Annotated in this window: 10 protein-coding genes, 2 tRNA genes and 1 pseudogene; 10 read left to right on the top strand and 3 right to left on the bottom strand. The window is 63.3% G+C overall.

Annotation, left to right across the window (positions count from 1 at the left end; translation table 11 throughout):
- Positions 1-54 precede the first annotated feature (54 nt).
- Positions 55-1,134, top strand: coding sequence for a ribonuclease D (gene rnd, locus ACVOLL_RS05900; RefSeq protein WP_481512048.1), 1,080 nt, complete (start codon positions 55-57; stop codon positions 1,132-1,134).
- A gap of 71 nt (positions 1,135-1,205) precedes the next feature.
- On the opposite strand, the gene ftrA is transcribed toward rnd, so the two are convergent.
- Positions 1,206-2,234, bottom strand: a complete 1,029-nt coding sequence (gene ftrA / locus ACVOLL_RS05895) for a transcriptional regulator FtrA (protein WP_481512047.1) — start codon at positions 2,232-2,234, stop codon at positions 1,206-1,208.
- A gap of 199 nt (positions 2,235-2,433) precedes the next feature.
- On the opposite strand from ftrA, the gene ACVOLL_RS05890 reads away from it, so the two are divergent.
- From ACVOLL_RS05890 to ACVOLL_RS05850, 9 genes and pseudogenes are all read left to right on the top strand, one after another.
- Entirely contained in the window at positions 2,434-4,917 is a 2,484-nt protein-coding gene (locus tag ACVOLL_RS05890) for a TonB-dependent receptor plug domain-containing protein (protein ID WP_481512046.1), read from the top strand.
- Positions 4,918-4,944: 27 nt separating this feature from the next.
- A complete protein-coding gene (gene msuE, locus ACVOLL_RS05885) occupies positions 4,945-5,511 on the top strand; it encodes an FMN reductase (protein ID WP_481512045.1) in 567 nt (188 codons plus the stop codon).
- A gap of 218 nt (positions 5,512-5,729) precedes the next feature.
- A complete protein-coding gene (locus ACVOLL_RS05880; RefSeq protein WP_481512044.1) occupies positions 5,730-6,092 on the top strand; it encodes a DUF3088 family protein in 363 nt (120 codons plus the stop codon).
- A 53-nt stretch (positions 6,093-6,145) separates the two neighbouring features.
- Positions 6,146-7,198: an MsnO8 family LLM class oxidoreductase gene (locus ACVOLL_RS05875; protein WP_481512043.1), complete on the top strand. Its 1,053-nt coding sequence runs from the start codon at positions 6,146-6,148 to the stop codon at positions 7,196-7,198.
- A 49-nt stretch (positions 7,199-7,247) separates the two neighbouring features.
- Positions 7,248-8,624 (top strand): LLM class flavin-dependent oxidoreductase, encoded by a 1,377-nt coding sequence (locus tag ACVOLL_RS05870; protein WP_481512042.1) that lies wholly within the window; start codon positions 7,248-7,250, stop codon positions 8,622-8,624.
- 10 nt (positions 8,625-8,634) lie between these two features.
- On the top strand, positions 8,635-9,819 hold the full coding sequence (locus ACVOLL_RS05865) for a M20 aminoacylase family protein (RefSeq protein WP_481512041.1): 1,185 nt from the start codon (positions 8,635-8,637) through the stop codon (positions 9,817-9,819).
- A complete protein-coding gene (locus ACVOLL_RS05860) occupies positions 9,816-10,346 on the top strand; it encodes a GNAT family N-acetyltransferase (protein ID WP_481512040.1) in 531 nt (176 codons plus the stop codon). Before ACVOLL_RS05865 ends, ACVOLL_RS05860 begins: the two co-directional genes overlap by 4 nt.
- A pseudogene (locus ACVOLL_RS05855) lies at positions 10,346-12,056 on the top strand (amino acid ABC transporter permease/ATP-binding protein). Before ACVOLL_RS05860 ends, ACVOLL_RS05855 begins: the two are co-directional and overlap by 1 nt.
- Before the next feature lie 26 nt (positions 12,057-12,082).
- On the top strand, positions 12,083-13,048 hold the full coding sequence (locus ACVOLL_RS05850; protein ID WP_481512039.1) for an ABC transporter substrate-binding protein: 966 nt from the start codon (positions 12,083-12,085) through the stop codon (positions 13,046-13,048).
- A 106-nt stretch (positions 13,049-13,154) separates the two neighbouring features.
- On the opposite strand, the gene ACVOLL_RS05845 is transcribed toward ACVOLL_RS05850, so the two are convergent.
- Positions 13,155-13,230, bottom strand: a tRNA-Phe gene (locus tag ACVOLL_RS05845).
- Between the two features lie 250 nt (positions 13,231-13,480).
- Positions 13,481-13,556: transfer RNA gene (locus tag ACVOLL_RS05840), tRNA-Ala, on the bottom strand.
- Positions 13,557-13,571 lie beyond the last annotated feature (15 nt).

The raw sequence follows: 13,571 nt of genomic DNA, 5'->3' as shown, positions 1-13,571 counted from the left end.
ACGTTAGGCTATTCTCGCCTGCCTGAGCAAACCCTGCAGTTGACGGAACCCCACGTGGCTTACTGGATCAAACACCCGGCGGAGTTGGAAGAACGCTACCGCCAGCGCCCGAGCCGGATCGGGCTGGACACCGAATTCATCCGCGAACGCACCTATTGGCCACAGCTGGCCTTGGTGCAGATGGCGGTCGGCGATGAGATCCTTCTGATCGACCCGCTGATACCCGGCATGTGCGAGGCGCTGAAGCCCTGGCTGACCGATACCTCGATCACCAAGATCATGCACAGCGCCAGCGAAGACCTCGTCGCCTTCAAGTGTGCCTGCGACGCGCTGCCGCGGCCGCTGTTCGACACCCAGATCGGTGCCGCACTGGCCGGCATCGGCGGCGGCATGGGCTACCAGAAGCTGGTGGCCGAGATCACCGGCGTCACCCTGCCCAAGGGCGAGACCCGCTCGGACTGGCTCAAGCGCCCGCTCAGCGACGCGCAACTGGAATACGCCGCCGACGACGTCGAGTACCTGTTCGCCATGCACGACACCATCAGCGCCAAGCTGCAGACCGCAGGCCGCATGCAGTGGCTGCAGGACGATGGCGAGCGCCTGCTGGCCAGCGTCGAAGGTGATGAAGGTGAGCACTGGCCGCACCTGTCGATGCGCTCCTCGCAGGTGCTGGAGCGCGACGCCCAGCTGCGCCTGTTGCGCCTGTTGCGCTGGCGCGACCAGCAGGCCCGCAGCAGCGACAAGCCGCGCAGCTGGATCCTGGACAATGAACTTGCCAACGTGCTGGCACGCACCCCGCCAGCCGACTACGAGGCCATGCTGAAGGTGTTCGGCCGCTTCCCCAAGGCCCCGCGCAAGCTGGCCCAGCAGGTATGGGAAGCACTGAACACCCCGCTTGCCGACGAAGCCGACGCACCGATGGCCCTGCCGGCCACCGACAGCAACAAGAGCGCACTCAAGCGCCTGCAGGACGCCGTCAGCAAGCGCACCGCCGAGCTTGGGCTGCCGGACGGCCTGCTCGCCTCGCGCAAGCACCTGGAGGCCCTGCTGGAAAGTGGCAACTGGCCCACCGCCCTCGCCGGCTGGCGTCGCGAGCAGCTCGAGCCGGTGCTGCAGCCGTTGTTGCCCGCCTGATCCGCTGCGCCGAGTCCTCCGCGCCGGGTGCAGTCCGCTACGCCCGGCCAAGTTCCTGCACTACTGGCAGCTCAGCGCGCTGCAATCAAGCCAAGCGGGGATTGCAGCCCCGCTGCAGCGTCAGCCGCTACAGCAAGACCTGCACGGTAAGCGGCCGGACTGGTACCGGTAGCGGCGCGGAAATGGCGCCGGAATGACTCCGGTGATCCAAACCCGGCCTGCTCGCAGATCCACTGCAACGGCCGCGCGGTGGTCTCCAGCAACTCCTTGGCGTAGGCCACACGCTCGCGTATCACCCAGTCGATCGGTGACACACCAGTAGCATCCATGAACTGCCGTTGCAGGGTGCGCTGACTCAGCAGCGCCTGCGTGGCCAGGCTGGCCAGCGTGTGCTCCTGTGAAAGATTGTCGCGTACCCATTCCATCAGTCGCGCCAGACGGCTGGGCTCACCATGCGGAATGGCGCGTGGAACCAACTGGCTGCGATTGCCATCACGCCAAGGTGCCAGCACCAGACGTTGCGCCACCAGATTCGCAACCCGCTTGCCATAATCCTTCTGCACCATGTGCAGCATCATGTCCATGCCGGTGGCGGAGCCGGCCGAGGTGAGGATCTGACCGCCGTCGACGTACAACACGTCCGCACGCACCGCTACGTTCGGGAACAACTGCGCCAGTTGCTCGGTCAGCCGCCAATGGGTGGTTGCACTGCCACCATCCAGCAAGCCCGCCCACGCCAGCACGAAGGCGCCGGAGCAGATACTGGCCAGACGCGCACCACGCGCATGCGCACGGCGCAGCGCATCCAGCAGCTGTGGCGACGGCGCTTCGTCGGGATTGCGCCAACCGGGGATCAGCACGGTATCGGCTTCATCGATCAACTCCAGCCCATGTGGCACCTCCACCGAAATGCCGCCCAAGGCCCGCAGCGGGCCGGGTTCGCAGGCAAAGATGCCGGTGCGGTACCAGTCCACCTGCAGCTCGGGGCGTACCGGCGCAAACATGCCTACCGCGCAACCAAACTCAAACATTCCCATCTGGTCGTAAGCCAGAATCGCGACCAGCGGCACTGAGGATTCCGGTTCGGCGAGGATGTTCATAGGCATCGATACTACGCACGGCAAGCCGCCTGCACGTATCCGGAACATGCGATCGTTTACAGCCGCAGGCTGTTTACAGATGACGCTCCGTCATATGCGTGGCCGGACTTGACCGCGCGCTGACGCCTTTGCGCATGTTCGCCAACGTCAACTGCAACTTGAATAGGACCCGTCCCCCCAAACGACGAGTCCCGCCACGATGCCCGCTTACCGGCAGTTGCCGAACCCCACTTCCCACCCACCCCTGCGCACTGCATCCGCGGCACTGCTGCTGGCCGCGGCGCTGGCATCGCCAGCCAGCGCCAATGATGTCCTGGCACCGGCCGCCGCAGCCTCGACCTTGAACACGGTGGTGGTCACCGGCAGCCGCAACAGTACCCGCACGGTCGCCAACAGTTCCACACCCATCGATGTCATCTCCGCCGACGCGCTGGCCGCTACCGGCCAAGCCACCCTGCTTGAGGCCCTACAGCGTGCACTGCCTTCATTGAGCCAGGTTGGCGGCTACCAATCCGACCAGGAAAGCCTGATCCGCGGCTACCAGCTGCGCAATCTCTCCCCGGGCTACACGCTGGTACTGATCAATGGCAAACGCCGCAACGCCAGCGCCTATGTCAGTGGCGCCAACGGCGGTGCCTTCCCCGGCCACTCATGGGCCGATCTGGGGCTCATCCCGATATCAGCGATTGACCACGTCGAAGTGCTGCGTGACGGCGCTTCAGCCATCTACGGCTCTGATGCCGTTGCCGGTGTGATCAACGTGATCCTCAAAACACGGGCCAGCGGTGGTGTGGTGGCGGTGGAAAGTGGGCAGAGCTATGACGGCGATGGCAGCCGTACCAGTCTGCGCGGCAATATCGGCCTGCCGTGGGGAACCACTGGTTTCGTCAATGTGTCGGCGGAAAATACCGTGCAACAACATGCGATCCGGCGTGTGCTGTACCCGGCAACCTGGTACGACGGCGCCGCTGGTGCCGACGCCAACAAGATCTTCAGCAGCCCCTCCTATCGATTGACCTCGGCGGTGATCAGTGCAGGGCATCCGCTCGGCGATGAAGCGGATTTCTACATCACACTCAGCGCAGCAGATCGCACCGGCAACGCCATCCAGAACTACCGGCTTCCCACCACGATTGCCGCACTCAATCCCGGCGCCTTGGCGGTGTACCCGGATGGCTTCTCACCTTCGATAGAAACCAAGGAACAGCAGTACAACGGCACCGTTGGCGTCAAAGGCAGTCTGGCGCAGTGGAGCTACGACTTCAGCGCCACCTGGAATCGCGACACCATCCGTACCTATACTCGCGATACGCTCAATTTTTCGCTGCCCTACCCTGGCTCGCCTACCGATCTGTACGACGGCAAGGTCGACTACCAGCAGCTGGTCAACAACCTGGACCTGCGCCGCGCCTTCGACACCGACGTATTCGCCTCGCCACTGGAGGTCAGCATTGGCGCGGAATACCAGCATGAACAGTACAAACGCCTGGCAGGGCAGCCGGAGTCCTACCTTGGCTATGGCGCGGCGAGTTTCGTTGGTTACTCCGCAGATGACGCAGTGGACGCCAGCCGCAACAGCAAGGCCATCTATGCCGGCGTATCGACCAACGTCACCGCGCGCTGGTTTGTGGACCTGGCCGGGCGCTATGAAGACCACTCCGACTTTGGCAGTGTCTCCACCGGGCGCCTATCCACCCGTTTTGACTTCACTGATGCCGTAGCAGTGCGCGGCACGATCAGCAATGGCTTCCATGCCCCCAGCCTGGGCGGGCAGTTCTACCAGGCCACCGGCAACTGCCCCTGCGGCACCACCGTGGTGGCGCGGGTGAATTCACCAACGGCACTGGCCCTGGGGGCTACAGCGCTCAAACCGGAAAAAGCCACCAACTACAGCCTGGGCATCACCTTCGCGCCCAACGCCAGCTTCAATGCTGCCGTGGATGTGTACCAGATCAACATCCGCAACCAGCTGGGTCAATCCAGCCAGATCGGCTACGACGCCACCAACCCAAACTCAGTCACCGATGGCAGCGGCAGCCTGATAAACGCCGGGCAGAAGGCCATCATCGACACGCTGCTCGGTGCGGCCGGCGTCAGCATCACGCCTGGCCAGCCCCATTACGTCAGCTACATCACCAACGTCGGCAGCACGCGTACCCGTGGCGTCGAACTCACCCTGGAGGCCACCCAGCACACGGCAATCGGGCAATTTCGCTACAACTATGCGGCAAACCTCGGCCGCACCGACATCCGCCAGGTGGCGACCGTCCCCAGCGCCCTGCAGCAGCTGCCAAACATCAACCTGCTTAACGAAAACGCCGAGTACGCGCTGCGTTACCACACCCCGCGCTACACCCAGCTGGCCGGCGTGCACTGGAGCAATGGACCATGGCAGCTGAGTCTGGATGCAACCTACTTCGGGCCAATCAAGAGCATCAACAATGGCTACAAGTACCAGCTTTCGCCGCTGCTGGTAACCAACCTGGGCGGCAGCTACGACATCGGCCGTGGCTGGAGTGTGGATGCAGGCATCAACAACCTGTTCGACGAACGCCAGCGCAAGCGCCCGGACGCCTCGCGCAGTGCCGGCGAAAAAGCCAACTACGTTTTCAACTACACCAATGTCGACCGCGTTGGCACAACCGGTGGCTATTGGTATGGCCGCATCAACTATCGCTTCTGATCGCCACGCCTTTATCTGGAGCCGCACATGTCCACCGCATTGAAAGCCGTCGCCGTCATCGGCAGTACCTCGCCCGCTTCCCGCACCCGCAGCCTGGCGCTCAGCATCCTGCAGCAGCTGCAGCACCATCTTCCGCTGGAAATCCAGCTGGTGGAACTGGTGAATATAGCCCGCCCACTAGGCAGCGCCCTGCAGCGCAATGAACTACCTGCCGAAGTGGAGCTGCAGCTGCGCAGGATCGAGAATGCCGATCTTGTGCTGGCCGCCGCACCTGTATACCGCGGCGCGTACCCGGGTTTGTTCAAGCATCTGTTCGACCTGATCGACATGGATGCCTTGATCAACACACCGGTACTGCTGGCCGCCACCGGTGGCAGCGAGCGCCATGCGCTGATGCTTGAGCATCAGCTACGGCCACTGTTCGGATTCCTGCAGGCACTGACGCTGCCAATCGGGGTCTATGCAACCGCTGCGGACTTCGATATCGATCAGCTCCCAGCTGGCCCACTGCGGGAGCGTATTGCACTGGCCGCCGAGCGTGCGGCCGACGTTCTGGGTGTTCCCCGCGATTCGCAGCTGCGCAGGATTGCCTGAACGCAACAGCGCAGGTGCCGCAGGTGTCCGCGGCACCTGCGGCCATCGACTGCGGATTATTCAACGCAAACCAGCAAAGGCATGTCCTTATTCCCACAGCGCATGGCCATGGCCGGATCTGACCGCTGATTGACGAGTTGCGCAGCGCCGCCGGTGGAGTGCTTGCCTAGGATGAATCCACAGCACCGACGCTGTCCCTGCCACGAGCGAGCAGCCCAATGCCAGTTACACCCACTGCAAAACCCATCCTGTTGCTGCTGGAACCCGAGTTCAAGGATCCAGCCATCGAGGATCAACGCTTCTTCTGTCGCCACTCGTTCCTGCTCGAAGGTGCACTGACCCAGCTGCCCGGCCTGCGCGAGCAATTGGATGTACGCCATGTCGGCTTCCAGCGTCCACGTGACGCGGTGATCGACTTTGTTGGTGAAGGCGATCAATCGCTGCCCAAGCTGGTGTTGCCTGTCGACGTAAAAAGCCGGCATGCCAGCGGCCACTACGCAGCGCGCCAATACGTGTCCGGCACCGAGCGCATCTTCGCCACGTTGGGCGAGTTGTACGGCATCGCCCAGCCACACCCCTGATACCCCGCTTGCCAGCGCAACACCGCGCCGGCAACCCAACCAGCACAGCGACCATGACCTATCACCTGAGCATCCTCGACAAGAGCCTCGTTGCCGATGGCAGCAGCGCCCAGCAGGCATTGCGCGACAGCGTGGTGCAGGCGCAACGCGCCGAACAGCTGGGCTACCACCGCTATTGGTTTGCCGAGCACCATGCACTGGCGCAGTCGGCCGGCCCCGCGCCGGAAGTGCTGGCCGCCTTCTTGCTGGCGCAGACCCAGCGCATCCGCATCGGTACCGGCGGAGTAATGCTGCGCCACTACTCGCCCTACAAGGTAGCCGAGGTTTTCAATCTACTGGCCAATCTTGCGCCAGGCCGGGTTGACCTTGGCGTTGGCAAGGCGCCGGGCGGGCTGCCGGCCGCAAGCCACGCCCTGGCCTATGGCCGTGAAACGCCACTGGATTTCGTCACCCAGCTCACCGATCTGGAAGGTTTTCTCAGCGGCAGCCTGCCGCCGTGGCATCGCCACGCCGATGCCATCGCAACGCCGACACCTGCCGTTCCGGTAGAACGCTTCCTGCTGGGTACCAGCATCGAAAGCGCCGAGCTTGCTGCCAGCCTGGGCTGGCGCTTCGTCTATGCCGGGCAGTTCGACGGTGATCCGCGCAACATCGAGCGTGCGCTCTCTGCCTATCGCCGCGCCAGCGATCTCGCACCGCTGCTGACGGTCATCGCGCTTGCCGCAGATAGCGCTGCCGAAGCCGCACGCCACGTTGGGGAGCTGCGCATCCATCGGCTGCACTTCGGCCACAAGCAGACGATCAACCTGTCCTCGTCACAGGCCGCTGCTGACTATGCACGGCAAGCCGGCATCACCGACTACAACGTGGAAGAACTGCAACCCCACGTATTGGCTGGCACGGCACAGCATGTACGCGGTGAACTGGATCGCCTGCATACCTACTTCGGCATCGAGGAATTCGTACTGGATGCTCCCGTCGCCGACGCCCAGGTACGGCTGCGCTCATTGGAGCTGCTGGCCCCTTCCACAGCACCGCAGACGCCATCGCCTGCAACCAACGCAGCGGCCATTACCGCCAACCAACCCGAACCGGCACTGCTCTGATTGACCGCCTGGCTACGGACGCTTTTCCCCACTGCCCTGGAGTTGCCCGATGAGTACCGCCCCAGACCCTGCACCGACTCGCCCCGCTCCGGCGCGGCCCATTCCGTTCGGCATCATGTTGCACGGCCCGGGCGGTCATATGAACGCCTGGAAGCATCCCTCCAATCCCAGTGATGCCAGCGTCAATCTCAAGTTCTACATCGACATCGCGCGCAAGGCCGAAGCAAACGGCATTGCCTTCGCCTTCGTCGCCGATGGCTTGCACATCACCGAGAAATCCATCCCACATTTCCTCAACCGCTTCGAGCCACTGACCATTCTGTCCGCGCTGGCAACCACTACCAGCAAAATTGGTCTGGCAGGCACGCTGTCCACCTCTTACAGCGATCCGTTCACCGTCGCGCGCCAGTTCGCCTCGCTGGACCTGATCAGCGGCGGCCGCGCTGGCTGGAACGTCGTCACCTCACCGCTGGAAGGTTCAGGCCGCAACTACGGTCGCGCGCATCCCGACCATGCGCTGCGCTACCAGATAGCTGACGAGTACCTGCAGGTGACGCAGGGTTTGTGGGACTCATGGGATGACGATGCCTTTGTCCGCGACCACGAAACCGGACGCTATTTCCGCCAAGGCAGGTTCCGTCGGCTGGCACACAAGGGCAGGTTCTTCCAGGTGGAAGGCCCACTGAACATCCAGCGCTCGCCGCAGGGGCAACCGGTGCTGTTCCAGGCTGGCGCCTCCGATGCCGGGATCAGCCTGGCCGGTAAATATGCCGATGCGGTATTCACTCATTCGCCTTCACTGGAGGAGACCCGCGCCTTCACCCAACGGGTGCGGCAGGCCGCCATCGGCCACCAGCGCAGCGCCGCCGACGTCAAGGTTCTGCCGGGCATTTCGCCCATCGTCGGCCGCGACGCCGAAGACGCGGAGCGCAAGTATCAGCAGATTGTCGCGCTGGCGGATATCGACGAAGCGCTTGCCTATCTGGGCCGCTTCTTTGACCACCACGACTTCAGCCAGTATCCGCTGGACGGTCCGTTCCCGGAACTGGGCGAGCTGGGCAGCAACAGCTTCCGCTCCACGACCGACAGCATCAAGCAGCAAGCCCGCGAACACGGTACAACCCTGCGCCAGGTTGCACTGCAATCGGTAAGCCCGCGCAGCGCTTTCATCGGCAGCGCCGAAACCGTTGCCGAAGAGATCATCCGTTGGATCCAGGCCGATGCCTGCGACGGCTTCATCCTCGCCTTCCCAGTGCAGGCGCAAGGGCTGGATGACTTCGTTCACTACGTGCTGCCGATCCTGCAGGCACGTGGATACCACCAATCGGATCTACCGGGACAGACCCTGCGCGAGCATCTGGGCCTGCCCTACAAGACCAGCCGGCATGCCGAGCCGGCACCGGTCGGCTTGCGCAACGCCAGCTGAGGCCAACGCCATGATCACCCAGCCCCCTTCGCACAACCGACATATCGCCGCCTTTGCAGACCAGGCCATCGCCATCCGCCATGACCTGCATCAACATCCCGAGCTTGCGTTTGAAGAGCACCGCACCAGTGCACGCATCGCCAATCTGCTTGCGGACTGGGGCTATGACGTCACCACCGGTGTCGGCGGCACCGGCGTGGTCGGCACGCTGCGCCGTGGCAGCGGCAGCGGCACCCGCAGCATCGGACTACGTGCAGACTTTGATGCGTTGCCGATCAGCGAGGACTCGGGCCTGCCGTATGCCAGCAGCACGCCAGGACTGATGCACGCCTGTGGGCATGACGGCCATACCACTATCCTGCTGACCGCCGCCCATCATCTTGCCCGTCATGGCCGTTTCGAAGGCAGCGTGCAACTGGTGTTCCAACCGGCCGAAGAAACCGGCAAGGGCGCAACGCGGATGATCGAAGACGGCTTGTTCGAGCGCTTCCCGGTGGATGCGATTTTCGGCCTGCACAACTGGCCGGGTATCGCCACCGGCCGGCTTGGCTTTGTTGATGGCCCGGCAATGGCGTCGGTGGACTGGGCGGGCATTCGCATCATCGGCAAGGGTGGACATGGTGCCGAGCCACATACCGGCGTTGACCCGATCCTGGTGGCGGCGCATCTGGTGACCGCCTTGCAAAGCTTGGTGTCGCGCAATATCGACCCGCGCGAGATGGCGGTGGTAACCGTGGGTGCCATCCACGGTGGCAACGCCGCCAACGTCATCCCAGACAGCGTGGAGTTGAAGCTGACCCTGCGCGCGTTCCTGCCCGAAGTCCGCCAGCACCTGCGCGAACGCATCCAGACACTGACCACCGCACTGGTCAGCAGCTTCGGCGCGGAAGTGCAGATCAACTTCCCGGTGGGTTTCCCAAGTGTGCTCAATCACGCTGCAGAAACCGCCTTCGCGCGTAACGCAGCGCGGCAGCTGTTCGGTGCCGATGCGGTGGTGGAGCAGCTGCCGCCGCGTACCGCCAGCGAGGACTTCGCCTTCTTGTTGCAGCAGCGCCCGGGCAGCTTTCTCTTCGTCGGCAATGGCGACAGCGCGCCACTGCACAGCCCGCGCTATGTGTTCAACGACGCGAGCATCGTTCCGGCCGCCAGTTACTGGGCCCACCTCACCGAGCGATTCCTGGAGGAACCCGCATGAGCGAACACTTCCTCCTCACTTCGGTGGATGATCCTCGGGCTGCACCGCTGTTCGCAGGCCTGGAGCAGGAATACGGCGATCGCTACCGCGATGTGATCAAGCAGATTGGCGGCAGTGCCCGCGACGAGCTTGAACGCTACCCAGCCGCCGCCTTCAGCGCGCCGCGTGGCGCGTTCCTGCTGTTGCTGCGTGATGGCCATGCCATCGCTGGCGGCGCCTTCATGGCCCATCACGATCCCGGCACCGCCGAGTTCAAACGCATCTGGACCCGTCACGACGTACGCCGCCAAGGCATTGCATCGCGCGTATTGGCCGAACTGGAGCGCAATGCAGCCCGGCAAGGCTATGAGCGCGTCTACCTCACCACCGGCTTCCGTCAACCCGAAGCTGTGCAGTTGTACCTGAAGCATGGCTATCAGGCGCTGTTCAACCTGGATGAGGCCGCCGAACGCGTCGTGCACCTGCCGTTTGAAAAGCAGCTCAGCAACACAGTCAACCTCGCTACCGTTGCCGGAGCCCGCGCCTGATGAACGCACAAACGCTTGCGCAGCTCCGACAGCACGCCGACCACGCAACCCTCACTGCCACGACCCGTATCGTGCCCGCACGCCATCCGCTGCGCACTGGGCACCGTCGCGGCCATCGTCATCCTCCTGGCCATCATGCAATCGGTGCTGGGCAACCCGCGCTGGGGATGGTCGGTCTTCGCCCACTGGTTCTTCGCCGACCAGGTACTCAAAGGCCTGGGCTTGACCCTGCTGCTGACGGCCAGCGGCACCGTGCTCGGCTTCGCGCTGGGCACTGCCCTGGCCTTGGCGCGCGTCTCCGGTTCGCCACTGCTTGCGCGCCTGTCGTGGGGCTATGTGTGGTTGTTCCGCTCCATCCCGCTGCTGGTGCTGTTGTTGCTGCTCAACAACCTGGGCTATCTCTACGAAACCATCCAGCTGAAGGTGCCGTTCACCAACATCCTGCTTTTCAGCTACCCGACCACACAATTGATCACCCAGCTGACCGCCGCGATCCTCGGCTTGGCGATGAACCAGGCTGCATTCTCGGCAGAGGTCATCCGTGGCGGCATCCTGTCGGTCGACCCTGGCCAGTTTGAAGCCGCCGCCGCGCTTGGCCTGCCGCGTCACCGCGAAGTTCGCCGCATCGTGCTGCCACAGGCCATGCGCAGCATCCTGCCTGCCGCCTTCAACGACATCATCGGTTTGGCCAAAGCCACCTCAGTGGTCTATGTACTGGCGCTGCCGGAACTGTTCTACACCATCCAGGTGATCTACCGCCGCAATCTGGACGTCGTGCCGCTGCTGATGGTGGCCACCATCTGGTACCTGGTGCTGCTGAGCTTCCTGTCGGTGATACAGGTCGGTGTTGAACGAGCATTCGCGCGCGGGAGCAGCCGTGACGCACGTCCCCACAGGCAGCGAGGCAGACGCCTGCCGACGGTGACCAGCGCGCCGTTGGCGCAGCGCGCAGGCGGCAGCATCTCGATCCAGCACGTCGACAAGTCCTACGCGGAGCTGCAGGTACTCAATGACGTTTCACTGGAGCTGGGCGCGGGCAGCGTCACTGCCATCATCGGCCCGTCCGGTGCCGGTAAATCCACCCTGCTGCGTACCCTCAATCACCTGGAACGGGTGGATGCGGGCTTCGTCAGTGTCGATGGTGAACTGGTCGGTTACCGCCACGACGGCAATGTCCTGCATGAACTGAAAGAGGCCGACGTACGCCGGCGACGTGCCGACATCGGCATGGTGTTCCAGAGTTTCAACCTGTTCCCGCACCTGACCGTCCTGCAGAACCTGATCGAAGCACCAATCGCGGTACGCGGCGCGACACGAGCAGACGCCGAATCATTGGCACTATCGCTGCTGGCGCGTATTGGTCTGCTGGACAAGGCAGACAGCTATCCCCGCCAGCTCTCTGGCGGGCAGCAGCAACGCGTCGCCATCGCCCGGGCGCTGGCACTGCAACCCAAGGTACTGCTGTTCGACGAGCCCACTTCGGCGTTGGATCCGGAACTGGTCAACGAAGTGCTGGCACTCATCGAGGAACTGGCCCGCTCAGGTACCACGCTGGTGATCGTCACCCACGAAATCAGTTTCGCCCGTCGCATCGCCGACAAGGTGGTCTTCATGGAAGGCGGCCGTGTGGTGGAGGTGGGCACACCGGCACAGCTGTTCGAACAACCAAGGCAGGCCCGCACCGCTGAATTCCTCGCAAGCGTGCTTTGAACCCACTTCAGCTATTGGAGCTCACCATGCCTGTTCCCATCCGCCGCCACCTAGGCACGCGCATCGTTATTTCAGCTCTTGCCGCTGGTGTCGGACTGATTCTCTACACACGCGCTGGCGCTGCACCCGACAACGTCACGGCTGCAGCGTCATCGCTTGCGACAAGGCAACCGCTCCATCATGCCCAAGCCGAGCCCGGCGCCATCGGCCTGCTACCAGACAACTATGTCTTCGCCAAACCGGGCTCCCTCACCATCGCCACCACACCTGCCGCACTACCGCTCGGCGACTACGCTGCTGATGGGAAGCAGGTGATCGGCATTGAACCGGACATCGCCAGACTGATCGCTGACTCGCTGGGCCTGCGTTTGAACCTGGTTCCGGTGGCCTGGCCGGACTGGCCGTTGGGATTGGAGTCGGGCAAGTACGACGCGGTGATCTCCAACATCACCGTCACCGAGAGCAGGAAGCGCAAGTTCGACTTTTCCAGCTACCGCTACGACCTGCTCGGCATCTATACCCGCAGCGGCGGCCCGATTCGAGCAATCACCCAGCCGCGCGACGTCGCTGGGCTGAAGGTCGTCGTCGGCGCCAGCACCAACCAGGACCAGATACTTCGCCGCTGGGATGCACAGAACGTGGCCGCCGGACTGGCGCCGGTGGAGTATCAATACCTCGACGATCCGACCGTTGGCCGTTTGGCGGTGATCACCGGACGTGCGGATATCTCATTCGAACCAAATGCCACCGGCGCCTACGCCGCACGCGACGGCAAGGTGCGTCAGGTTGGCCTGTTCCCCGGCGGCTGGCCGAACGCGGCGTCCATCTCGGTCGCCACCCGCAAAGGCAGTGGGCTGGCCGCAGCCATCACCCAGAGCCTCAACACCCAGATCGACAACGGCAACTACGCCGCCGCATTGGCACGCTGGAACCTGCAGTCGGAAGCCGTGCCGCGCTCGCAGACCAATCCGCCAGGGCTGGCGGATCTTTGACAGCAGCAGCACCGTGCACAACGCGAGCACGCCGAAGGTATTGGTGCGGAAACGGTGTAAACAGAGAACAAAAAAGGGCTCGCATTTCTGCGAACCCTTGAAATTTTGGTGGCCGAGGACGGAATCGAACCGCCGACACGGGGATTTTCAATCCCCTGCTCTACCAACTGAGCTACTCGGCCACTTTGTTTTGTTTTCGTCGGCGTTGCTGCCGTCGAGGAGGCGTATATTACGGAGCTATTTCGATTTCGGCAAGCCAATTTCACAAAAATTTTCACATCCGCTGAAAATTCCTCGAAATGCCTTGTGTAGCGAGGCTTCAGATGCAGAAGCCGCGCCGCCACATGGCGAAAAAATCACCAAAGCGCCTATTCCCAGCGCAAAAACGCAAAGAAGCCGCATCATCCGATGCGGCTTCTTTGCTCGAAGACTTGGTGGAGCGGAGGAGGATCGAACTCCCGACCTTCGCATTGCGAACGCGACGCTCTCCCAGCTGAGCTACCGCCCCACACGGTAAACCGAG

The sequence above is a fragment of the Stenotrophomonas sp. STEN035 genome (assembly GCF_056759935.1).
The sequence above is the reverse complement of the archived record's forward strand: the minus strand, read 5'-3'. Positions and strand labels throughout refer to the sequence as shown.